The organism is Microlunatus parietis, from assembly GCF_013407955.1.
In the GTDB taxonomy this organism is placed as follows: Bacteria; Actinomycetota; Actinomycetes; order Propionibacteriales; family Propionibacteriaceae; genus Microlunatus; species Microlunatus parietis.
This window is the reverse complement of the sequence record NZ_JACCBU010000001.1, coordinates 4821450-4844119: the sequence shown is the minus strand read 5'-3', so window position 1 is coordinate 4844119 and position 22670 is coordinate 4821450. Positions and strand designations below refer to the sequence as shown.

The window sequence follows — 22670 nt, the reverse complement described above, 5'->3', positions numbered from 1 at the left end:
CCGCGCTCAGACTGGCATCACTTTGCCAGTCTTTGGCAGACCCCGCTGAACTCAGGGTTAATTCTTGACCTGCCTTGGGGATCAGAGCCCGTCGGCGATCGCCGCGGTGACGTGCACCCAGGCCTCCCGGGTCTGCGGGTGCAGTTTCTCGATCTCGATCGTCCCGCCGTCCACCAGCGCCGGATCGTGCGGCACGTCGAGCACGGCGCGGGTCAGCCGACCGAAATGATCATGGAGCCGGCGGGACAGGCCCTCCTCCGGTTCCCGGGCCGGCGCGGACAGTACGGTGACCGCCGATTCCACCTTGTGCTCCAGGCCGCGGGCCCGCAGGCCGTCGATCAGCCAGGCCGCCGAACTCGCCGTGTCCTCCCGCACACTGCTGCTGATCACCAGCAGGTCCGCCGCCTCGACCGCCGCGATCCAGTTCGAGGCCCGCATGTTGTTGCCGGTGTCGATGATCAACAACCGGTAGAACCGGGACAGGGTCTGGTGCAGCTGGTCGAACGCCTCGCCGTCCAGGGTCGCCGAGCGTGCCGCGTCCTCGTCGGAGGCGAGCACGTCGAACTGGGCCGTGCCCTGGGTCCGGACATAGTTGTCCAGGTCGCCGACCCGAGCCCGGTCCACCGCCTGGAACCGTTCGATGTCGGCCAGCAGGTCGACCGCGGTGTTGGTGTGCCGGGCCGGAATGGACCGCCAGCCCAGGGTGCCGCGGGTCTCGTTGTTGTCCCAGGCCAGCGTGTAGCCGCCGCGGTAGAGCCCGAACGTCGCCCCGATCAGATAGCAGGTGGTCGTCTTGGAGGCGCCGCCCTTCGGGTTCACGACGGCGACCGTCTTCGGCCCGGACAGCGACCGCTGGATCGCCGAGACGTCCATCCGGTGCTGCATCTCGGCCGACGACGGCCGGAACTTGACCGCGCCGAACGTCACCTTGCGCAGGGCACCGCGGACACCCCACTCGGCCGGGCCGGGCTTCGGCTTCGGCCGGGTCTCCAGCAGGTCCTCCAGGGTCGGCTTGCGGAACGGCTCCTCGCCGGGCGGCTGGACCTCGAGCACGTCCGACGGCGGCGGTTCGTGGCGCCGTTGGTCGTCATCCAGGTCGGCCGCCGACGTTCCCGGCGGGGGTGGGTTCTGCGGCGCGGCCGCCGGCTGCTGGGCGGGCTGTTGCGGGGCGGGCTGCTGCTGGGCGGGCGGCTGCTGAGCGGGCGGTTGCTGAGCGGGCGGTTGCGGGGCGCGCGGCGGCGGCGCCGACTGGACGTAGGCGGCCGGCGGCTGCTGGTCCGGTCCCGAAGGCGGCCAGCCCGGCGCCTGCTGCTGCGGCACGGGAGCGGGCGGGGCCGGCGGCGACGGCTCCGCGGCCGGCCGCTCCGACCGGGACGGCGGCGCCGGATAGTCGCTCGGGTGGGTCGGACTCAAGTTGACCAGGGCGCCGACCGAGCGCCGCTCCGGGGTCCACTCGTGGTGCCGGGCCGGTTCCGAGGCCGCCGGCTCGTCGTCGTCCGACTCGTCGATCGCGGCCGACCACGGGGTCGAGTCACTGTCGTTCGCCGGCGGCGGCTGCTGCTGGAACGGGTCCTGCCGGAACGGATCCTGGCCGAACGGATCGTTCCGGAACGGATCCGGCTGGTACGGCGGCTGCTCGGCCGGGAACTGCTGCACCGGAGGAGCCGGTGGTTGCTGCTGCTGCGCCGGAGGCTGGCGCGTCGCGTACGGATCCGGCTCCCGGACCGACCGGTCCTCGAACACCTGGCCGTTCGCGTGCACGATCAGCCACCAGCGGCCAGCCGGCTCGGACGTGGACAGCCGCACCGGATGCCCGGCGATCACGGCCCGTTGCCGGGCCCGTTCGAGGATCTGCTGACGTACCGAGTCCTCGTCGGCGGCCCGGATCTCCTGGGTGACGCCGTCCACCGTCACCGCCGCCGTGCCGTCGGCACGGACGACGGCATGCAGCATCGGATCGGTGGATGGTGTCGGATCCTGGTTCCGCTCGCTCATCTCGGTCCCTCCTCGCTCCCGCGGGCTTGGATATGGCCTCAATTGTGCTGGTTCCGGCGGACAAGTGCTGCGACAGGGGGCCGGTTTCGTCAATGGCCCACCCCTTGATACCGATTCAACGCGATCCGCCACAGTCCCGCCGCCGCCAGAACGGTCAGCGCCGCGACCACCGGCGTGGCCAGCCCGAGCCAGCGTTCCGGGCCGCCCCGGCCCAGCACCAGCAGCGCCGGGAAGTAGCTGACGAACGCGTACGGGATCACCATCACGACGATCCGCAGCGGGCCCGGATAGATGGTCAGCGGGAACTTCGCGAAGTCCCGCATCCGCGACACCATGGTCGGGAAGGCGCTCTGCGCCGCCGGCTCCCAGAACACCGGAAGATTGGTGATCAGGTTCACCGCGGCGCAGATCACGGTGCCGGACACCCCGGCCATGATCAGCACCGGGACGGTCCACCAGTGCCACACCGGCGCCGACCCGACCAGCCCGGTGATCAACATCGCCACGCCGAGGCCGGCGTCGCCGAGGCCGTGGATGGAAGCCATCGAGGAGAGTTGCTGCAGGACCGGGCGGAGCGGCCGGACCAGCACCCGGTCGAAGCTGCCCGAGTTCACGTCGACCCGGAGCCGCCAGGCGCCCTCGGTGAACATCTCGGTCAGACCGAGCGAGGTCATGATCATGCCGTGCAGGACGGCGACATTCCAGACCGACCAGCCGCCGAGCGACGGCACCACGCCGAAGAACGTGATCAGGAAGATCAGCCCGACCGCCTGCTGCAGCAGCGCGCCGAGGATCGCGATCCAGAAGTCGCCCCGATACTCCATCGCGGTCCGCAACTGGAGCAGGATCAGCCGGAAGTAGAGGCGTACGGATCTGATCATGATCAGCCGCCCTGGATGTCGACCACGGTGAACGCCTTGCGCCAGGCCAGGTTCGCGAACACCCAGAGCAGCGCCAGCCAGAGCACCTGCAGCCCGAGCAGCAGCGCGATCTCGCCGCCCTCGGCCTTGCCGAGATAGAGCGTGACCGGGGTCGAGACGATGCCGCGCATCGGCAGCACCTCGGCCACGATCCGGAGCCAGCCTGGCATCAGGGCCAGCGGGACGATCGTGCCGGACAGGATCTGGATCACCGCGTCCTGAGACCACATCACGCCCAAGCCGGACAGCGTCCAGAACGTGATCAAGGAGACCAGGAAGACGATCAGCGCCTTGGTCAGGAACCCGAGCAGCACCGAGACCGCGAACAGCACGGCGGCCAGCGGGGACGCCGGGGGCTGGAACCGGAGCAGCACCAGCCCGACGAAGAGCGTCAGGGCCAGGCTCAGGATCCCTTCCACGACAGCGAATCCGGCCGCCCGGGCGAGCTGGGTGCCGCAGTAGTTGAGCGGCCGGACCATCTCCCGGAGCACCTCTCCGGTCCGGATCGTCCCCATCATCTGGGTACCGACCCGCCAGCCGACCAGGGCGTTGATGCCGAACGCCAGCACGATGTAGGTCCGCATCTCGTCCCAGCTGTAGCCCCGGATCGCCGGGCGGCCGGAATAGGCGGCCTGCCAGAGGAAGTAGAGGACGAAGACCCAGATGAACGTGAGCAGAATGTTGATCACCGTCGTCCTGCGGTACGCGATCGCCTGCTGCAGCGACATCTGAGCCAGGGAGCGGTACTTGTTGATCGGTTTGGTGCGGCCGGTCCAGGTGCTCATGATCAGGACCGCGGTTCGTCGGTGTCGAAGGTCAGCTCGCCCTCGTACAGGCGCCGGATGATCGTCTCGGCGCTGGTCTCCTCGATCGTGAGATCGTTCACCGGTACGGCGCCGGTGAGCTCCCGGATCACCTCGCCGGGCGTGGCCCGCCGGCCGTCGAAGCTCACCTCGTAGGTGCCCGGGTCCGGGCTGGTCACCGCCGCGCCGATCCGGGCCAGCGCCGCGCCGATCCGTACCTCCGCGTCGGGCACCTCCTCGCTCAGCGTGACCGCGATCTTCTTCTCCCAGCCGAACCGCGCCGTGATCTCGTTGTAGGGGCCGTCGTAGACGATCTTGCCCCGGTCGATCATGATCATCCGGCGGCAGAGCTCCTCGATGTCGCCGAGGTCGTGCGACGTGAGCAGCACGGTCAACCCGTGCCGGTCCTGCATCAGCCGGATGAACTCGCGCAGCCGCGCCTTCACCGCGACATCCAGCCCGATCGTCGGCTCGTCCAGGAACAGCACCTCCGGCCGGTGCACCAGCGCGGCGCCGAGGTCGCACCGCATCCGCTGGCCGAGCGACAGCTGCCGGGCCGGCACGGTGAGCAGCGGGCCGAGGTCGAGGACGTCGACCAGGTCCGCCATCGTGGCCCGGAACTCCGCCGCCGGCACCTGATAGATGTCGCCGAGCAGCCGCAACGACTCGGCCACCGGGATGTCCCACCAAAGCTGGGTCCGCTGCCCGAAGACGACGCTGATGTTGCGGGCGTTGCGCTGCCGGTCGTGGTGCGGCCGGAGCCCGCAGACCGACACGGTGCCCGACGACGGCACCAGGATCCCGGTGAGCAGCTTGATGGTGGTCGACTTGCCGGCGCCGTTGGGCCCGACGTAGGCGACCGACTCGCCCGGCTCGATCCGCAGCGAGATCCGGTCCACCGCGGTCACCGTCTCGTACCGCGGCCGGAACAGGTGCCGCGCAGCCCCGGCCAGGCCCGGCGGCTTGACCGCCCGGCGGAACACCCGGGTCAGCTCATCGGTGCGAACGATCTCGGTACCCGGCATGACCCTGGACCCTAAGCCGACCGCCCCGGATTAGCCAGGAGAATTCCGCGCCGGCGATACGCGTTCTCCTATAGTCGGCGACGTGACGATCGAGATCAGGCAGGGCGACCTCACCGAGGTCCGCGCCGACGCGCTGGTCAACGCCGCGAACTCGTCCCTGTTCGGCGGGGCCGGCGTCGACGGCGCGATCCATCGCGTCGGCGGGCCGGAGATTCTCCAAGCCTGCAAGGAACTCCGGGCGACCCGGTATCCGCGCGGACTGCCGGTCGGCGAGGCCGTCGCGACGACGGCGGGCCGGCTGCCGGCGCGCTGGGTGATCCACACCGTCGGGCCGGTGCATTCGCCGCGGGAGGACCGGACCCACCTGCTCGCGGCCTGCTACACGTCGTCGCTGGCGGTCGCGGGCGAGCTCGGCGCCGCCTCGATCGCGTTCCCGGCCATCTCGACCGGGCTCTACGCCTGGCCCAAGCTGCCCGCGGCCCGGACCGCCCTCCGCGCCGTACGGGAGGCCGCGACCTCGGTCGAGAAGATCATCTTCGTCCTGTACGGCGAGGACAGTTATCAGGCGTTTCGTACCGCAGCGGAGGAAGAGTCATCATGAAGACGATCTTGAACGTGATCTGGTTCGTGCTGTCGGGCGTGTGGCTGTTCCTCGGGTACGTGATCGCCGGCGTGATCTGCTGCGTCCTGATCGTCACCATCCCGTGGGGCATCGCCTCGTTCCGGCTGGCCAACTACGCGGCCTGGCCGTTCGGGCGGGAAGTGATCAACAAACCGAAGAGCGGTTGCCTGACCATGATCGGCAACGTGATCTGGCTGATCGTCGCCGGCTGGTGGATGGCGCTGCTGCACGTGATCACCGGCGTCCTGCTCTGCATCACGATCGTCGGCATCCCGCTCGGCGTCGCCAACTTCAAGATGATCGGCATCTGCCTCGTACCGTTGGGCAAGGAGATCGTCGCGAAGGAGTGACGCCCACACCCACGTCACGGCTGCCTCCGATCTCGCCACCGCGCTGACCTTCGGCGTGACCACGGAGCTCGACCTGTTCTGCATGCCCGCGCTGCTCGCGGAACTCCGCGCCGCCGTCCGGGACCGGGACGACCACGCCGACCTCCGCTCCTCCGGTGTCGGCGCGACGGCACCCGGCGGGCACCCGAGCCAGCTCGTCCAGTGGGGCATCTATCCCGAGTTCCCGACCGTCGCCGGCCTTGATCAGGTGGAGTCCTTCGTCGCCGACCGGGTGGCCGAGGACTCCGAATATCTCAAGATCATCCTGGAGGACGGCAGCACCTTCGGAATCGAGTCGCCGCGCCTGTCACCGGAGGTCGTCCGGGCCTTGGCCGAGGCCGCCCACGCCGCCGGGCTGCGTACCGTCGCCCACGTGTCCACCCAGGCCGACGCCGACCTGGCGATCGAGGCCGGCATCGAAGGCCTGGCCCACCTCGTACCGATCCTCGCCGGCACCGACGCGGCCACCGGCCGGTCCGTACACGGCTTCAGCCTGCACGGCGAACTGGCCGCGCTGGTCGACGCCGGGTTGTCGCCGGCTGCTGCGCTGACGGCCGCCACCGCGGCTCCGGCGGACGCGTACGGACTTGCCGACCGCGGCCGCCTCCAACCCGGCCTCCGCGCCGATCTGCTGCTCGTCGACGGTGACCCGACGGCCGACATCACGGCCACGCGGGAGATCAGTGGTGTCTGGAAGGGTGGCGTGCCGCTCGACCGTGAGTCTCGAGCCGCCCGCCCGGAGTGAATTTCAGCCGGGCAGCCACGGCTGCACGGAGAGACCGTATTCAGCCGAGGCGCCGCATTGCTTGTTCTACGGCGATCTCGACACGAGCTGTCATCCCCGCCGCGTCGACTGGGCGGCGCCCCGCAACCTGGCGGGAGATTGCCTGCGGTGCGTTGTCGTTATGGTGCAGGAGGCTGTACAGGTCCCACCACGGGTGAAGTGGGACGCCCGCGATCGATTCGTAGAGCGAGCGGAGTTCCTCTGCCCAAGCGGGCGAGTACAGCGCGGCCAGGTACCGCCGACACTGTCCGATATCGATTGCGCGAGACCCTCGGTGAATGCCGTTCCAGTCGGTGAGTCCGGTGATCTTTCCGCGCGACCACAGCAGATTGACGGGCAGGTAGTCGCAGTGCAGGAAAACAGCCCCATCCTCCGGTGGTGGCGACTCCATGGCAGCGAATGCGGCCTTCCAGACCGCGGGCTGCTGCGCTCCGAGCGGAACCCGGAACTGACCGCGAGGGGTGATCCATGAGTCTGCCCAAGCTCGGAAGGTCGGGGCTGGGAGGTCAACGGCATGGAGGCTGGCAGCGAACTCGGCGATCCTCTCGATCCACGGCCGGTGCTCCGTTGGGTTGAGGTGGACGTGGCCAGGTAGCCGTGTCATCAGCAGCGACGGCGCCCCGCGGGTGGCTGCGCCGGTAACGTCAGTGGCCAGAATCGTCGGAACCGGAAGTCCACTGCCTGCCACCACCTTGAGGTTGGCAACTTCCTTCTCCAAGGCGGCCCGGAGCGCGATGCTTCCCGCCGGGTACTGCCGCAACACCACGAACGTTCGCGTGCCGTGTTGCTCAACGGTCAAGCGATGGACAGCAGAGTTGACGCCTCCAGTCAGCCGACGGTGGCCGACGATGCGACTGCCTTCACCCAGGGAAGCGGCCGCCCACGCCAGAGTTTCGGCCGAGGGCCGACGCTGAAAGAACTTGTCCTCTCGCCAATCGACGTCGTCCGTCAGGTCCTTGTCGGCAACGTCGTGGTTGGTCATGCACGCCAACCTACTGGCGACGGAGTTGCGCGCTCCAGCGCTTTCTCTCAGCCTCCGGGCGGGTCACTTGTTCGGGCAGGCGGCGTTCCAGATGGCGTGCGCGAATGCGCCGTGACCAAGATCGAAAGTGCCGGAGTAGTTGGTGATCTGGACATCGCCGTGGGGTGATCTGAAAATCATCGTGTCCGGCTCGGGTTGTCGGCGCTGCCAGCCGCCGAACGTGACCGCGCGGTGTTCCCGCTTCGCCAGCGGCGTCAACCTGGCCACATCGGTCTGACCCGGCGGACCGCCCAATCGGTAGGGCTCGGAGTGATCAAACTCGAGTCGCCCGGTCGCGGTGGACCACGGAAACCGTGAGCCGGGCCGGGCGTAACGAAGATAGCGTTTGTGCCGGTCCGGGATCTGGTAGTCATCGACCGAGGCTGGGGTGTCGTTCAGATCGATCACCGGCACGACCTTCACCCGGTCGTGGCCGAGCCAGTCCTTGACCACACCCTTGAGGGTGGGTCCGATTCCGGGGACCCGGCAGATCCCGTGTCCGGTCTCGAGGGATTCGGCAGCGAGGTGGACGACCAGGGTCGAGGTCGGCACCAGCAGGGCCGGATCCAGCTTCGCCACGATCCGCTCCACCGCCGCCTTGAACACGGCCGCCTCGACATCGACGCCGATGGCCGGCTTGGGCTTGTCCCGCAGGGACGGGTGCAGCTCGGACTCCTCCAGCGGCTCATCGTCACCGTCGATCGGCTGGACGGCGGAGGCGAACTCTTCGTCGAACAGGTCGGGCTGGCGATGCTCGGCCAACACCCGAGTCGCCTCGAGCTCGTTACCCAGCAATGCCAACCCCGCCGCCCGACGCTCATCCGCAGATCGATCATCGGGCGGGAGGGCGTCGGCCAGTTCCTGCACCCGGGCGAGAACCCGGATCGCGTCGGCCGGTTCAAGCCTGGCGAACATCGCCTTCAAACCCTCGTCAGTGGTCTGCGACAGCCATACCCCGAGCTGCTTCTTCCGCTCCGCAGCCTCCCGCTCCATCCGAGCGCCGTCGACCCGAGCGATCGCGGCCTCGGTCAGGTTCTGCAGCTTCTGCTGGCCGACCAGACCGGCGTGGCCGGCCAGGTCCTCATCGACCTGCCGGGCCAGCTCCAGGGAGAGGTGGTGGGTGTGGCGGGCGATGCCACGGGCCTGCCAGCCCTCGACCTCACACCTCATCGCCTTCTCCCACAACAGCGGGAGCCTGTGCCGCAGATCGAGCACCTCGCCGACGAACTTCGTGCACGCGTAGTCGCTCTTCTTGATCTTGACCGCGAGCTCCGCCAAGGCAAGATCATTCACCTCAGGCGTGCCCTCGCCACCCGGCCGCACGCCACGCGGCCCGCCCGGCAGCTTCAGTTCAGCGGGATGGATCGAATCCGCCGAGTTCGCATCCGCCCAGGCCGCAGTCCAGGCCAGCAGAGCGTTCTCGGCTTCCAGCTTGGTCCGCAGCGTTTCGGACGCAGCCTTGAGGATGTCGTCGGTCCCGTACCCGACAACCCGCTCCTCCAATGACTCGAACACGTGTTTGATTCTACCTGATCGCACTGATACTCACAATGCTGAAAACCCCACAAAATAAGGAGAATCGCGTCGATCAGCGGTAGGAACGGGCTTGGAGTTCGAAGAGGTCGGCGTAGAGTCCGCCCCTCGCCATGAGTTCGTCGTGGTCGCCGGTCTCGATCAGTTCACCATGATCGAGAACGATGATCAGATCCGCCATACGGACGGTGGAGAACCGATGGGACACGAGAATCGTGATCGCACCACTGGTGTCCTTGATCCGTTCGGACGCCGTTGCCCACTGGCGGAAGAGGCGATGTTCGGTGTCGGCATCGAGTGCCGCGGTCGGCTCGTCGAGGACGAGGAGCAGCGGTGCGGTTCGCATCATCGCGCGGCTGATAGCGATCTTCTGCCATTGGCCACCAGAAAGATCAACTCCGTCGGTCCAGCTCGGGCCCAGTTGGGTTTGGAGCCCGGCCGGAAGCGCGGCCGGAAGGTCCGCGGACCCGGCCCGCTGAAGCGCCGTCCGCACTGCGGCCTCGTCCTCGATCGCGTCGAGGTCGCCGATGCCGATGGCTTCACGGAGAGGAAGTTCGAAGCGGGCATGGTCCTGGAATCCGGCCGAGGTTCTGCGGCGCCAGCTCTCCGGGTCGAGGGTCGCAAGATCAACACCGTCGATGCTGATCTTGCCGTCAGTAGGCAGATACAGGCCGGTGAGCAGCTTGACCAGTGTTGTCTTTCCGGCGCCGTTGTCTCCCACCACGGCGACGGTTGAGCCCGCGGGCAGCCGGAGGTCGATGCCACGCAGGGCCGGTCGCGTCGAGTGTGGATAGCGGTAGCTGACCTGGTCGAGCCGGATGCCGTCGCGCAGCCGGGCCGGGGTGACCGCGGCCGCCGTGCTGCGTGACCGAGCCTGCCGGGAGATGCCTTCGAGTTCCACATAGCGGCCGGCCGTGGCGAGGTTCCGCCAGGCGAACTGCAGGAGTTCCGCCGAACTGGCGAGGAGGCTGAGGATCTGGCCGGCCAGGACGGCCGTCAGGGCGACGTCGCCGATGCTGGCCCGGCCGGTCGCGAACCAGTGGACGACGAGGAGGAGCGAACAGAAGTAGCCGAGGAGGAAGATCATCCGACCGGCGAGGCCGAGGGCTTCTGCGTGCACAGCGACGCGCCGGGAGACGCCGATGAGCTTGCGGTACTCGACGTGGAAACGCCGGACGAGGACGGGACCGAGGCGTAGCAGCCGGGTCTCCTTGGCGCATTCGGACTTGGTGGCCAGGTCATAGAGGACGGCCGTTCGGCGGTAGATCTCTGCGGTTCGGTCGTTGCCGAGGTGGTAGAGGCGGCTGATCTTGGAACTCAGGAGAAGTGTCGGCAGCCCGAGTACGGCGAGCAGGAGAAGGGCCGGGGAAACCGTGACCAGCAGTGCCGTCGTGGTGACGATGCGAATGCCGGTGGCGAACAGATTGACCAGTGAGGGGACGGTTTCACCGAATCTCCAGGTTTCGCGTTCGAGGACTTCGAGGTGGGTCAAGTAGGCCGGCGTCTCGTGGATGTCCAGGGTCGGGGTGTGCCCGACGATCTCCACCATCCGCCGCTCGACGAGCGCATGGGTGCGCTCGCGCAAGGCCAGGAGCACCTGATTGCTGCCATGGGAAAGCACGGTGTTGCCCGCCAAGGAGAGGGCGAGCCCCCCGGTGGCGAGGAACAGGTTGGTGAGGTCGGCAGCTGGTACGGCGTCGAGCAGGACCTTGAGCCACCACGCGAAGGTCGTACTGGCGAGCGCCTGGAGGGTGAACAGGACGAGGGCGAGGAGCGAGCGCTTCGGATCGGCGGCCCAGGCGAACCGGAGCATCGTCGCTGCGGTGGTCAATCGCTTGCCGGGAAGGGATTCAGCCATGATCACCAGCTGCCGGGTTGTCGTCAACATAACGGAGCGCCTGCTTGGCGAAGAGCCGGGCGTAGCGCCCGCCGGTGGCCACCAGTTCGGCGTGGCTGCCGTCCTCGGTGATCCGCCCACCATCGAGCACCAGAATTCGGTCGGCTCGCCGGACCGTGGAGAACCGATGGCTGATCACGATGGTGGTCAGCCCACGGGTCAGGTCGAGGAAGCGGTCGTAGATGTCGGCCTCGGCCCGCACATCCAGCTGGGCCGTGGGCTCGTCCAGAACGAGCACCCGCGCCCCGGCCTGCACGGTCAGCATCGTCCGCGCCAGGGCGATCCGCTGCCACTGCCCTCCCGAAAGATCGACTCCACCGGCCAGCCGTCGGGACAGCGGCGTGTCCAGCCCCTGCGGGAGGTCGGCGATGATCTCCCCCGCACCAGCCAGCTGGGCGGCCGATCGAAGATCATGATCGGCTGTCGACCGCTGGGAGCCTGCGAGATCGACAGCGCCGAAGCCGATCGCGTCGCGTGCCGGGAGCTCATAATGGACGAAGTCCTGGAAGATCGCGGCAACGCGCCGCCACCAGGACTCCAGGTCAAGATCAACAAGCGGAGTGCCGTCGACGGTGACCTGTCCGAGCTGGGGGGTTTCCAGGCCTGCGAGAAGCTTGATCAATGTGGTCTTGCCCGCGCCGTTCAGGCCCACGATGCCGACCGACTGGCCCGCCTCGATCCGCAAGCTGAGGCCATCGAAAACGGGGGTACGGCCGGCGTAGCCGAACCGTACGTTCTCGAAGTGGATCTCCCGGCGCGGCAGCCCGTCGGCAGGCAGCCGGCCTGGTCGGGCTGCGGCGAGGCCAGCCGTGGCTCGCTCGAGTTCCAGGACGTCAGGAACGGCGACCGAGCCGTTCGCGATGAAGCCGTCCCCGTTCTGACTGGCCAGGAAGGCCATGCCGAGAAGCCCCTGCAGCAGAATGATCAACTGGCCGAGGGACAGGCTCCCGTCCATGGCCGCCCGAGCCGCCAGAGCCAGCACCACCACGTTCGCAGCGACAACAACGGTGAAGAGCGCGAGGACGACGCGCTGCTCGACCGCGCGGATCCGCCACAAGTCGGCCAGGACCTTGGCGTTCTGCCGCCCGAACCGATCGGCAAGCCAGTCGACCAGGCCGAAGATCCGCAACTCCTTGGCCCAAGCCGGCATCAGACCGACCTGCTTGAGGTACCGAGCCCGGCGGCGCGTCTCGGTCCACGACGACGGATCGGTACCCGCATCCGGGTCAGCGTCGAAGTCGACCTGCAGGCGCCGCCCGACCAGAAGCCAGGCCACGGACAGGACGACCGCGGCCAGCGGCCAGATCGTCGCCACCAGGACCGCGGCCGCCAGCCCCTGAGCGCGCACCGCCCCCTTCTCCATCAGGCCGGTGATCAACTCTCCTGGCCCGAATCCGGGGATACGAACGGCGCGGTCGGTCTTGATCGCCAAGGCCGGATCCTCGAACGGGTCGAGTCCAGGAACCGCCAGGAGCGCCTTCATCACGCGGGTCAGCAGGTGCTCGTCGTACCTCTGGTAGACGACCGTTGTCGTGACCGTCGCCAACGACGCGACCAGTTCCTGGGCCAGGAGTACGACTCCGATGGCGACCAGGATGAAGAGAACCGGCTGGCCCGTTGCGGTGCCGAGTCCGGAACCGATGATCACCGGCAGTGACTCGACCAAATCCGCAACCAGCGCGGCGAACGCTGCCGGAAGCAGCCCCGCCAACGCGACCAGGAAGGCGATCCACGCGGCAGCGAGCGGGAACTCCCGGACCAAGACCGCTACCGCGGCTCGTCGACTCCGGGTTCGAACGGGCGGGGTGACGCGGGCAGCATCAGTAGGGCACACTGGGCCTGCTCCCTCCTTCGGGTAGGGGCATGGAGCCCCGGGGGCGGGCTTGTGCTTGCCGGCCGAACCCACCCCGGGGCCGCTTTCGCGCGTAACGCTACGTCCCCACCCCTCCCCCTGCAATCCCGTTCGGCGCGCCGCCCGCGCGTGCCCGGGTCAGGACTCGCCCTTGGCCTCTCGGGCTCGTTTGCGCCGCTTGCCTTCGTGCATGGCCTGCACCCTCGCGACGGGGATCTCGTGGCCCTCGGCGATCAGGTCGGCCGGCAGGGTCTGGTCGGCTGGCATCAGGTCGGCCCAGGGATCACCGGTGATCTTGAGGGCCGACTTCACGGTGAAGTCGGCGGGCTTCACGTCGTCAAGATCATCCCAGGGGACCGGGAAGGAGACGGTGGTGCCGGGGCGGACCCGGGGGCTGTAGGCGGCGACGATGGTGGCTCCGCCGGCCCGGGTCGAGTCGAGGAACACCTTGCCGCCGCGATCTTCCTTGATGTAGGCGGTCGTCGCGAGGTCGGGGTCGAGCTTCTCGGCCCGGGCGGCGACGGCCCGGGTGGCCGCGGCGACGTCCTCGATCGGCGCGGAGCCGTCCAGCGGGACCATGATGTGCACGCCCTTCGAGCCGCTGGTCTTGATCACGGCAGCCAGGTCGAGCTCGTCGAGCGCCTGCTTGACCACCTTGGCGGTCTTGATCACGACGTCGAAGCCGGAACCCTCCGGCGGGTCCAGGTCCATGATCAAGTACGTCTGCCGGTCCGGCTCGCTCATCGTGTTCAGGGTCGGGTGGTATTCGACGGCCCGCTGGTTGCCGAACCAGAGCAGGGTGCGCCAGTCGTTGCAGAGCGCGTACGAGACGTCCCGGTGCGACGACTCCGCCCACACGGTCGTGGTCTCGACCCATTCCGGCGTGTACTTCGGCACGTTCTTCTGCATGAACGGCTGCTGGCCCGGCCGGACCCGGATCACCGACAGCGGCCGGTCCCGCAGGCCGGGCAGGATCCGGTCCCGGCCGGCTTCGAGATAGTCGATCAGGTCCCGCTTGGTCGCGTCGGCGCCGGTGAACAGTTCCTGGTCGAGATTGGTCAGCCCGACCCCGTCCCGCTCCTCCTGCGCCGCCATGATCGTCTCCTACTTCTTCGCCTGCGGAAGTTTCTTGGTCCCTCGCCGAGCCGCGGGAGCAGAAGGTGGCGGCACCACCGGGCCGATGTCGCCGTCCGGGGCCGTATCAAGATCAACGATCACCGGAGCATGATCACTCGGCCCGGTGCCCTTGCGCGCCTTCCGGTCGATCCAGGCCGCCTTGACCCGGGCCGCGACCGGATCGGAGGCGAGCACCAGGTCGATCCGCATGCCCAGGTCCTGGTGGAACATGCCGGCCCGGTAGTCCCAGTAGCTGAACACCCGCTCGGTCGGCCAGCGGTCCCGGACCACGTCGTGCAGCCCGATCGTCTGCAGGTCAGCGAGCGCGGCCCGCTCCGGTTCGGTGACGTGGGTCTGCCCGATGTAGGCATCCGGGTCGAACACGTCGGCGTCGGTCGGGGCGATGTTCATGTCGCCGCAAACGATCCGCGCCGCCGGACCGGTCTCGACCTGCCGGCGCAGCGCGGCCAGCCAGTCCAGCTTGTAGCGGTAGTGATCGGAGTCCGGCACCCGCCCGTTCGGTACGTACACGCCGTGGATCCGTACCCCGTCGCAGGTGGCGGCGATCGCCCGCGCCTCCTGGTGCGGGAAGCCGGGCCCGTCCGGGATGCCGAGCACCACGTCCTCCAGGCCGACCCGGGACAGGATCGCGACCCCGTTCCACTGGGTCTCGCCGTTCACCGCGACCTGGTAGCCGCGGTCGGCCAGTTCGGTGTCGAGCAGCGCCCGGAAGGCGTCGTCGGCGAGCTTGGTCTCCTGCAGGCAGACCACGTCCGGCCGGCGCTCGTCGAGCCACGGCAGGAGCCGGGGCATCCGCTGCTTGACCGAGTTCACATTCCAGGTGACGATCCGCACTCCCCCACCGTAACCGGTATCGTCTCCGGGTAAACGTCTTCCGACATCGCTGTCCGGGGAGGACCGCCATGCCGACCACCCGCCCGCATCGCGCCCGTTCCATGATCGTCTGCCTGCTCCTGGCGCTCGCCCTGATGGCCGGCTGGTTCGGCGCCCGCGCACCGGCCGCCGGCGCCGAGCCGCCCGGATCGGAGGACGACCTGGCCAGGGTCTATTACGGTCTGCTGCTCCGCAACACCCCGTTCCTGCAGACCCTCTGGAACGAGCAGGCCGGCGCCTACTCCGGCGTCGAGGGGCTCGTCGGCAACGCGGTGCTGCTGGAGTTCGGCGACTACGACGCGGCCGCCGCCGGCCTCGACGAGGCCACCCTGCGCGACCGTACGGTCTCCTCGATCAGCTACTGGACCGCCCGGAACCGGTTCGTCGACCCGGCCGGCGGCAGCTGGGGCGCCCGGATCTACTGGGACGCGACCGCCGAGGCCTACCTGGTCGACGCCGCCCGGCTGCTCTGGGACGATCTTGATCAACGGACCCGGGACGGCATCGACGTGATCACCCGCGGCGAGGCCAACTATCTGGCCGACGTCGGCGCGAACCCGACCGATCCGGCCCGGGAGGGCGGCAGCACCAACGGGCTGGTCGGCGGGTACGTCTCGGACACCAAGCTCGAGGAGATGGGCGCCCGGACGATGAACCTGTCCGCCGCCGACGCGTACCTGCCTGACGATCCCAACGCCCCGAGGTGGCGCGAGTGGCTGACCCGGTGGACCCTCAACATGCCCGGGCTGCCGGTCGCCGACCGGGTCAACCCGACCATGATCGACAACCGGCCGATCGCAGACTGGAACACGGCCCAGAACGTCTTCGACAGTTACACCTCGGAGAACCACGGCAGCTGGAACGGCATGTACCAACAGTCGATCGGGTCCTACCCCGGCCGCAACGTGCCGCACTACCTGATCGCCGGGCGGCCGATCCCGCAGAGCCAGTTGATCATGCCGAACGCCGACGAGTTGTGGGCGACGCTGCACCGGCTGGGCACCCGGCAGGGCGTGCCGGCCGAGTTCATGATCGGCGACCGGGCCCACCTGTACGGGCGCAGCCTGCTCCCGGTCACCGCCCGCGCCATGATCAACGGGGACCCGCTGGCGGCCCGCGCCGAGCGCATGATCGCGAACGCCCTGGTCCCCTATGCGGCCGCCGAGCCGGCCGGCCGGTTGATCAAGACCACCGGCCTGCAGTACGAGACCGAGGCCAGGGCCGAGGTCGGCTACGCGTACCTGCTGCACTTCTGGCGGGACCGGCTGGCCGGCGACGTCGAGCCGGTCAGCCTGGCCGAGTACGACCGGCGCGCCGCCGGCGTGACCGACTTCGGCACCAGGCCCGGCTATCTGGCGCACCGGACCGGATCCGCGCTGGCGCTGCCGACGCTGCGGCCGGGCTTCGTGAAGTTCGGCTACCTGCCCGGCCACGACGACTATCTGATCAACCTGATCGGTCCGTCACCGTCCCTGCTGCCCTCCGTCGCCGCCGTCGACCAGGCCAACGCGCGGACGTACACCAAGATCAGGGACGGGATCGACGCGACCGCCACGGTGGTCCGTCGCGGTGATCGCTATGCCGGGTTCACGACGCTGCCGGACGGCTCGATCGCCTACGCCAGCACGGGAACCGGCGACGACGAAGGCTACCTGCGCCTGTTCAACCAGCGGATGCCCGGCATGCCCGGACTGGACGGCGACCGCACGTTCACCGGCCGGGACGGCTCGGTGACGCTGCCGCCGTCGACGGTCGGGCGGGGCGGCACCGAGACGCTCGATTTCCCGGCGACCGAGGCGCGCTATCTGCGAATGGTCGGCGTCGCAGCGCAGTCCCAGTGGGGCTATTCGATCTACGAGTTCGGCGCGTACGGACCCGGCGGCCCGGACAACCTGGCCCGGGGCAGGACGGCCACGGCCTCGACCAGCTACAACGCCGACCGCAGCCCGGACAAGGCGGTCGACGGCGACCCGAAGACGCGCTGGGGCAACAGCGAACAGGAACGGCCCACGATGAAGGGCTGGTGGGCTGTTGATCTTGGTACGGCGACGACGGTGGACCGGGTCACGATCCACTGGCAGGAGGACGCCTGGCCGTTCAACTACCGGATCGAGGCCTCCACCGACGGCAGCACCTGGACCACGGTGACCGAGGTGCCGAAGTTCACCGAGGTCGCCGGCGACTGGGTCAACCTGGACGGCCGGGCAGGCTTCGTGGTCAGCGGTTCGGACAGCCCGATCGCGGTGGCCGGCAACGATCTTGCGCTGTCCCACGGGCCGGCCGCGAAGGCGGCGAAGTTGATCATCCGCGGCTACGGCCCGCAGAGCCCGGCCGAGACGGCGCGGCGAGCGGGCGAGCCGCAGCCGTCCGGCGGCCCGGACGCGCTCCGCGCCGCGCTGAACGGCGACCGGCTGTCCCTGTTCAACCTGTCCGGCGAGCCGGTCCGGGCCACGCTCCGGGTGCCGCAGTCCGGTCGCACCCGGCTCGCGTACCGGGGCAGCCAGACGATCACCGGCGCCGGCATCGACTACACCGTCGCCCTCGATCCGGCCTCGGCGGCGGTGGAGCCGGTCCGGTTCCGGGTCCGCTCCGACCGGGCCGAGGGACTGGTGATCACGGTTGCCGACTCGCGCCGGGTCGAGGTCCGCAACCCCGGCGGCCGGACCGCCCGGGTCGAGCTCACCTCGACCGCGACCGGCGAGTCGCGCACGGTCGACGTACCGGCCGGGAAGTCCCGCGTGATCGACTTCACCGAAGGGCCGCGGACGCCCGTCACCGACCTGGCGCGGGGCAAGATCACCTACCCGGGATCCCCGCTGCCGGCCGGGATGTCCGATCCGGACCGGGCCGTCGACGGCGACCCGCGTACGGCCTGGACGCCCGGCGCCGCCGGCCGCCGGGTCGTGATCAACCTGGGTGGTGATCATGAGCTCGGCGAGGTCACGCCCCGCTGGACCAGGGGCAAGGTGCCGGCGTACGACCGTGCCGTCTCCGCCGACGGCGTCACCTGGCGGCCGTTCGCGCCGGGCGAGACCGCGCGCTACGTCTCGCTGCTGATCAAGGAGTGGCCACCGGGCGCCGCGTCGTTGGCTGAGCTCGCGGTCCGGCCCTGACGGCGCCGACGGCGACCGCCAGAACGGCCGCTAGCGTCGACAGCGCCGCGATCCCGACCGTTGCCGGCAGGGAGAGCCTGTCGATGGCGGCGCCGCCGACCAGGGCTCCGACTCCGATGGCAAGGTTCCAGACGCCGACCCACAAGGACGTCGCGGCCTCGACGGCCGCGGGCGCGGCCTTGATCATCCAGGTCTGCATGCCGACCGAGAGCCCGCCGAAGAACAGACCCCAGAGCAGGAGCAGCGGCACTCCGGAGATCGGCTGCAGACCGACCACGGGGAGCAGCCCCAGCGCGATCGTGACAACCGCGAGGATGCAGGCGACGACTCCGGTCACGCTGCGCCGCGCAGGGTCGCGATCAGCCCGACCGCCACGTCCCGGTTCCCGAGCTGGTCGAGCAGCAGCTGCGGCCGGACCGGGGTCGGCGCAGCAAGGGGCGGCAGCGCGACGATCAGGCACACCAGCGAGACCAGGGCGGCCGCCCCGAGCGCCGCGAACGCCAGCCGCCACCCCAGCTGAGTCCCCAGCATCGTGCCCAGCGGAACGCCGAGCACGTTGGCCGCGGCGACCCCGGCGAAGATGATCGCCGTCGCCTCGGGCACGTTCGGCGCAGCCACCAGTCGCACGGCGAGACCGCCGCCGATGGCCCAGAAGCCGCCGATCCCGATTCCCACGAACACCCGCGACAGCAGCAGGACCTCGAAGTTCGGAGCCACCCACGACGCGACATTCGCGGCCGTCATCAAGATCATCAGCGCGATCAGGAGCACCCGGCGGTCCAGCCGCCCTGCCACCACGGGTACGACGAGCGCCGCGACCCCGGCGATCACGCTCGGGATGGTCACGCTGAGCCCGGCCGCCCCCTCGGTCACCCTCAGCTCGGGACTGATCTGGATCAGCAGACCGATCGGCAGCTGCTCCGCCACGACCACGACGAACACCCCGACCATGGCCACCCAGGCCGCACCCCAACGCTCCCGCTCCATCCCGAACTCCTCCCGACACCTATTTGGGAACGATCGCTCCCAAATGAGGACGCTAGCATTGGAAGCGACCGCTCCACAACTAGGGCGAGAGGATCGACATGGCCAGGCCGCGCGGCTTCGACGAGGACACGGCTGTCCGCCGGGCCACCGAGGTGTTCTGGCGCAAGGGCTACCACGCCACCAGCACCCGCGATCTGGGCGAGGAGCTGGAACTCAACCCGAGCAGCCTCTATCGCACGTTCGGCGACAAGCACCGGCTCTTCCTGCGCGCCCTCGACCACTACCGCGCGACCGAGAGCACCGACGGGTGTCAACGGTTCCGCGACGCCGCCCCGACCCTGGCCGCACTCGTCGAAACCGTCACCGCCGTCGCCCTGGGAGGCGACGACCGAGCGGCCGAGCCGGTCGGTTGTTTCGTCGTCAACACCGCCGCAGAACTGGGCGCCACCGACCCGGAGGTCTCCCGGCGCGCCGAGGGGTCCTTCGAGCTCACCCGCACCGGTCTAGCCGACATCCTGACCCGGATGCGCGACAGCGGAGAACTCCCGGCCGGTACGGATCCGGCCGCGCTCACCGACCTCCTGTTCACCCTCATCCTCGGCTGGCGGCTCCGTTCCCGGGCGGGGCACAGCACGGAGGACATCCGGACGTCCGTCGAGAACGCGATCAGTCTCCTCGGTCAGCGCTGACCGGCCAGCCGGGCCACCGTCTCGGCCAGCGCGTGGTTGCCGTCGCCGTCCCGGCCGTCCCGGAGCAGCGGCTGGTAGAGCTGCGAGATCAGGCTGGTCGCGAGCATCGGCACCCGGAGCTCCCCGGCCGCCTCGAGCACCAGCCGGAGGTCCTTCTGCTGCAGGTCCACCCGGAAGCCGGGCCGCCAGTCGTCGTCGATCACCTGGGGCGCCCGCTTGGACAGCATCCAGGAGCCGCCGGCACCACCCTCGACGGCGGTGATCACCTTGGCCAGGTCGAGGCCGCTGGCCCGGGCGAACATCAGTGCCTCGGCCACGCCGAGCATGTTGGAGACGACCAGGATCTGGTTGGCCAGCTTGGTCACCTGACCGTGCCCGACCGGCCCGACGTGGGTGATCGTGCTGCCCACCTGCTGCAGGTACGGGAGCGCCCGCTCGACGTCGGCGTCCGCGCCGCCGACCATGATCGACAACGTGCCCTGCTCGGCCCCTTCGCTGCCACCGGTGAGCGGGGCGTCGACGAACGCGACGCCACCCTCGGCCAGCCGCTCCGCCCAGTGCCGGGTGGCGGTTGGGCTGACCGTGCTGGTGTCGATCACCAGGCCGCCCGGCGCGAGCCCGTCGGCCACGCCGTCGGTGCCGAACAGGACCTGCTCGACGTCGGCGGTGTCGCTGACGCAGATGATCACCACGTCGCTGTTCTGGGCGACGGCCCGCGGTGTCCGCGCCGCGACGGCACCCAGTTCGACCAGCGGCGCCGTGCGTTCGGCGGTCCGGTTGTAGACGGTCAGCGCGGTCCCGGCCCGGACCAGGTTCGCGGCCATTCCGCGGCCCATGATGCCGAGCCCGACGAAACCGACTCTGTCAGCCATGACGGCCTGCCTTTCCTGCTCCGTTCGACGATTCCGGGTCGATCACGATCACCTCGAAGAGCTCCAGGTCCGGCAACTCGATCACCAGCGCGTCCGGTTCGGGCACCGTCGTCAGCGCCCGGCCGGTGGTCAGCGAGGTCGCCGCGGACCCGGCCTCGAGGGGCAGCCGCAGCCTGCCGCCGGTCACCGGCAGCGGTGCGCCGAAGCCCCGGCGGCGGGCGCCGCCGAGGTTGATCAGGTGCACCACCGTGCGGCTGCCGTTGCCGCCGATGATCACCTCGACCTGTTCCGGCAGTTCGCTGTCGGCGACCGGCTGCGGCCCCGCCACCCCACGCACGATCTCGATCATCAGGTACCGCAGGTTGCCGGTGCCGAACTCCCGGTAGGTCCGCCCGATCGTCCAGGCGACCCGGATGCCGTCCCGGGCTTGATTCGCGACCACTGCGGCGAGCCGGCTCTCCTGGTGACCGTACGCCTTCTCCGGCGGGGCGAACGAGGCCTGCGGCAACACCCGCCAGCGAACGACCGCGTCCTCGGCCGGCTCCAGATTCAGCAGGTCACCGAAGATCGGCAGCAGGCGCCGGCCGTCACTCGCGTAGCTGGACCGCGTCTCGGCGAAGCCGGTGTGCCGTCCGCGCACCCGCAGCCCGGGCGCTCGCCGGAGTTGATCTTGGTCGTCGGCAACGGCACTGGAGCCGGTCGCGACAACGGCGCCGGCGAAGGCGTCGAGCGCGGTGATCATGTCGGCCGGCAGCGGACCCAGGTCGGGCAGCACCAGGACCCGGAAGCGGTCCAGCGAGCCCAGTGCGTCGGCCTCGGCCAGCCGCTCGGCCGGCAGCACGTCGAACGGGACGTGCCCCTCCTGCAGCGCCGCGTACCACCCCCGGAACTCGTCCCGCGCCGACTCCGGCTGGGTCAGCTGGTCGGGCCGGACCAGGGCGACCGTCGCCAGCGGGCGCAGCCCCTCGTAGACCGCCCGCTGGTCGCGGTGGAACCGGGTGACGGTGGCGGCCGCGGCCAGGCCCGGGTAGTCGATCACGCCCACCGGACCCATCAGGTACGTGGACGGGTTGGCACCCCGGGCGATCGCCTGGGCGAAGAACTGGCCGACGTGGTGCGGATCCTCCGCGGCCATCCGGTACGGCATGTCGACGAACAGCGTGGAGTTGACCAGCACCGGCTTGTCCGGCCGGACCGTCTTCGCCGCGCTCACCGCCTCCGCGGTCGCCGACGGCCAGAGCTCGCGGCCGATCTTGTTGTTCGCCTCGTGGAAGACGATGTCGGACCGGGAGCCGAGGATCAGCGGCGCGTCCGGCCGGCGGGCCGCGAGATGATCACGGATCCGGCCGGTCAGGTCGTCCAGCACCCGGCGGCAGAAGGCCCGCCAGCGGGCGAAGTCCGGCGACTCCGGCCCGGCCGGCAGGTCGGCGCCGCCCTCCTCGTCGGCGAACCGGCTCCGGCAGGCGTTGCAGTGACAGACGCCGTGCCGGACCCCGTGATAGTCCACCTCGCTGAAGCCGAACCAGTTGAAGAAGAACCCGTCCACCGGATACCGGTCCAGGATCTCGTCCAGGATGTCGAACGTCCGCTGCTGGTAGTACTCGCCGCACGGGCAGACGCTGACCAGCCCCTCGACCTGCTGCCGCTCGCGGGCCCGGGACCGGAAGCACCAGTCCGGATGATCATCGGCGATCGGCTGCGCGATCTTGGAGAAGTCCATCCGCGACATCAACCGCATTCCGCGCTGGTGCGCCGCCGCGACCGCGTCGCCGATCAGGTCGCCGCTGGGACGCTCACCCAGGTAGGGATTCCGGGTGTGGAACGGCAGGTCGGTCGGGTAGTTGGCCAGGATGCCGCCGGTGTTGATCAACCAGGTGTCGGCGCCGTGATCGGCGATCGCGTCGAGGTTGGCAGCGACGTCGAGGCCGGCATCGATCTCGCGCAGGTTGGTCTGCAGCATCTCGAACGGGCGTTCCCACCATCGGGCCCGTGGCCCGGAGTCACCGGTCATCGTGATCTCCCGCTTCGGTACGTGCCTCGTACCCTAACAGCGTTCTTGTCAGACCAGAATGCTTGACATGCAAAATCGAGAAGGGGCAGACTTCCGGTTATCGGAATGAGCGCAGCGCATGTCGGAACTCCTCGCCACAGCGCCTCC

The 22670-nt window shown here is 69.5% G+C and carries 19 protein-coding genes; 5 read left to right on the top strand and 14 right to left on the bottom strand.

Annotated elements, in window-relative coordinates; all coding sequences use genetic code 11:
* Positions 1-81: 81 nt before the first annotated feature.
* From BKA15_RS36540 to BKA15_RS23245, 4 genes are all read right to left on the bottom strand, one after another.
* Positions 82-1995 carry a MinD/ParA family ATP-binding protein gene (locus BKA15_RS36540; protein WP_179754819.1) on the bottom strand — a complete coding sequence of 638 codons (1914 nt, stop codon included), beginning with the start codon at positions 1993-1995 and terminating at the stop codon, positions 82-84.
* Between the two features lie 89 nt (positions 1996-2084).
* Positions 2085-2876 (bottom strand): ABC transporter permease, encoded by a 792-nt coding sequence (locus tag BKA15_RS23255; RefSeq protein ID WP_179754817.1) that lies wholly within the window; start codon positions 2874-2876, stop codon positions 2085-2087.
* 2 nt (positions 2877-2878) lie between these two features.
* On the bottom strand, positions 2879-3700 hold the full coding sequence (locus tag BKA15_RS23250; RefSeq protein WP_179754815.1) for an ABC transporter permease: 822 nt from the start codon (positions 3698-3700) through the stop codon (positions 2879-2881).
* A 2-nt stretch (positions 3701-3702) separates the two neighbouring features.
* Positions 3703-4743, bottom strand: a complete 1041-nt coding sequence (locus tag BKA15_RS23245) for an ABC transporter ATP-binding protein (RefSeq protein WP_179754813.1) — start codon at positions 4741-4743, stop codon at positions 3703-3705.
* Between the two features lie 82 nt (positions 4744-4825).
* Here BKA15_RS23245 and BKA15_RS23240 point away from each other — a divergent pair, with 82 nt between their 5' ends.
* From BKA15_RS23240 to BKA15_RS35795, 3 genes are read left to right on the top strand one after another with little or no spacing between them, the layout of a single operon-like run.
* Positions 4826-5344, top strand: a complete 519-nt coding sequence (locus BKA15_RS23240; protein WP_179754811.1) for an O-acetyl-ADP-ribose deacetylase — start codon at positions 4826-4828, stop codon at positions 5342-5344.
* Complete coding sequence (locus BKA15_RS23235; protein WP_179754809.1) at positions 5341-5715, top strand: YccF domain-containing protein; 375 nt, start codon at positions 5341-5343, stop codon at positions 5713-5715. The genes BKA15_RS23240 and BKA15_RS23235 overlap by 4 nt, the downstream gene beginning before the upstream one ends.
* 55 nt (positions 5716-5770) lie before the next feature.
* Positions 5771-6499, top strand: a complete 729-nt coding sequence (locus tag BKA15_RS35795; RefSeq protein WP_179754807.1) for an amidohydrolase family protein — start codon at positions 5771-5773, stop codon at positions 6497-6499.
* A gap of 40 nt (positions 6500-6539) precedes the next feature.
* On the opposite strand, the gene BKA15_RS23225 is transcribed toward BKA15_RS35795, so the two are convergent.
* From BKA15_RS23225 to BKA15_RS23200, 6 genes are all read right to left on the bottom strand, one after another.
* Positions 6540-7520, bottom strand: coding sequence for a phosphotransferase family protein (locus tag BKA15_RS23225; protein ID WP_179754805.1), 981 nt, complete (start codon positions 7518-7520; stop codon positions 6540-6542).
* Positions 7521-7583: 63 nt separating this feature from the next.
* Complete coding sequence (locus tag BKA15_RS23220) at positions 7584-9074, bottom strand: hypothetical protein (protein WP_179754803.1); 1491 nt, start codon at positions 9072-9074, stop codon at positions 7584-7586.
* A 73-nt stretch (positions 9075-9147) separates the two neighbouring features.
* Positions 9148-10950, bottom strand: a complete 1803-nt coding sequence (locus tag BKA15_RS23215) for an ABC transporter ATP-binding protein (RefSeq protein ID WP_179758653.1) — start codon at positions 10948-10950, stop codon at positions 9148-9150.
* Positions 10943-12751, bottom strand: coding sequence for an ABC transporter ATP-binding protein (locus tag BKA15_RS23210; protein ID WP_246322408.1), 1809 nt, complete (start codon positions 12749-12751; stop codon positions 10943-10945). Before BKA15_RS23210 ends, BKA15_RS23215 begins: the two co-directional genes overlap by 8 nt.
* Before the next feature lie 228 nt (positions 12752-12979).
* The gene (gene ligD, locus BKA15_RS23205) at positions 12980-13936 is read right to left on the bottom strand and encodes a non-homologous end-joining DNA ligase (protein WP_218871542.1); all 957 of its coding nucleotides are present in this window, start codon (positions 13934-13936) and stop codon (positions 12980-12982) included.
* 9 nt (positions 13937-13945) lie between these two features.
* Positions 13946-14812: an exodeoxyribonuclease III gene (locus tag BKA15_RS23200; RefSeq protein ID WP_312879225.1), complete on the bottom strand. Its 867-nt coding sequence runs from the start codon at positions 14810-14812 to the stop codon at positions 13946-13948.
* Between the two features lie 68 nt (positions 14813-14880).
* Here BKA15_RS23200 and BKA15_RS23195 point away from each other — a divergent pair, with 68 nt between their 5' ends.
* Positions 14881-17964: a discoidin domain-containing protein gene (locus BKA15_RS23195; RefSeq protein WP_179754801.1), complete on the top strand. Its 3084-nt coding sequence runs from the start codon at positions 14881-14883 to the stop codon at positions 17962-17964.
* Here BKA15_RS23195 and BKA15_RS34975 read toward each other — a convergent pair.
* Together BKA15_RS34975 and BKA15_RS34970 are read right to left on the bottom strand one after the other, a co-directional pair.
* Entirely contained in the window at positions 17909-18301 is a 393-nt protein-coding gene (locus tag BKA15_RS34975; RefSeq protein ID WP_218871541.1) for an MFS transporter, read from the bottom strand. The genes BKA15_RS23195 and BKA15_RS34975 overlap by 56 nt on opposite strands.
* The gene (locus BKA15_RS34970; protein ID WP_218871540.1) at positions 18298-18951 is read right to left on the bottom strand and encodes an MFS transporter; all 654 of its coding nucleotides are present in this window, start codon (positions 18949-18951) and stop codon (positions 18298-18300) included. Before BKA15_RS34970 ends, BKA15_RS34975 begins: the two co-directional genes overlap by 4 nt.
* Before the next feature lie 98 nt (positions 18952-19049).
* On the opposite strand from BKA15_RS34970, the gene BKA15_RS23185 reads away from it, so the two are divergent.
* The gene (locus BKA15_RS23185) at positions 19050-19640 is read left to right on the top strand and encodes a TetR/AcrR family transcriptional regulator (RefSeq protein ID WP_179754800.1); all 591 of its coding nucleotides are present in this window, start codon (positions 19050-19052) and stop codon (positions 19638-19640) included.
* On the opposite strand, the gene BKA15_RS23180 is transcribed toward BKA15_RS23185, so the two are convergent.
* Both BKA15_RS23180 and BKA15_RS23175 read right to left on the bottom strand, forming a co-directional pair.
* Entirely contained in the window at positions 19631-20512 is an 882-nt protein-coding gene (locus tag BKA15_RS23180) for an NAD(P)-dependent oxidoreductase (protein WP_179754797.1), read from the bottom strand. The two genes, BKA15_RS23185 and BKA15_RS23180, sit on opposite strands and share 10 nt — an antisense overlap.
* Positions 20505-22523 carry an alpha-amylase family protein gene (locus tag BKA15_RS23175; RefSeq protein ID WP_179754795.1) on the bottom strand — a complete coding sequence of 673 codons (2019 nt, stop codon included), beginning with the start codon at positions 22521-22523 and terminating at the stop codon, positions 20505-20507. The genes BKA15_RS23180 and BKA15_RS23175 overlap by 8 nt, the downstream gene beginning before the upstream one ends.
* Between the last annotated feature and the right edge of the window lie 147 nt (positions 22524-22670).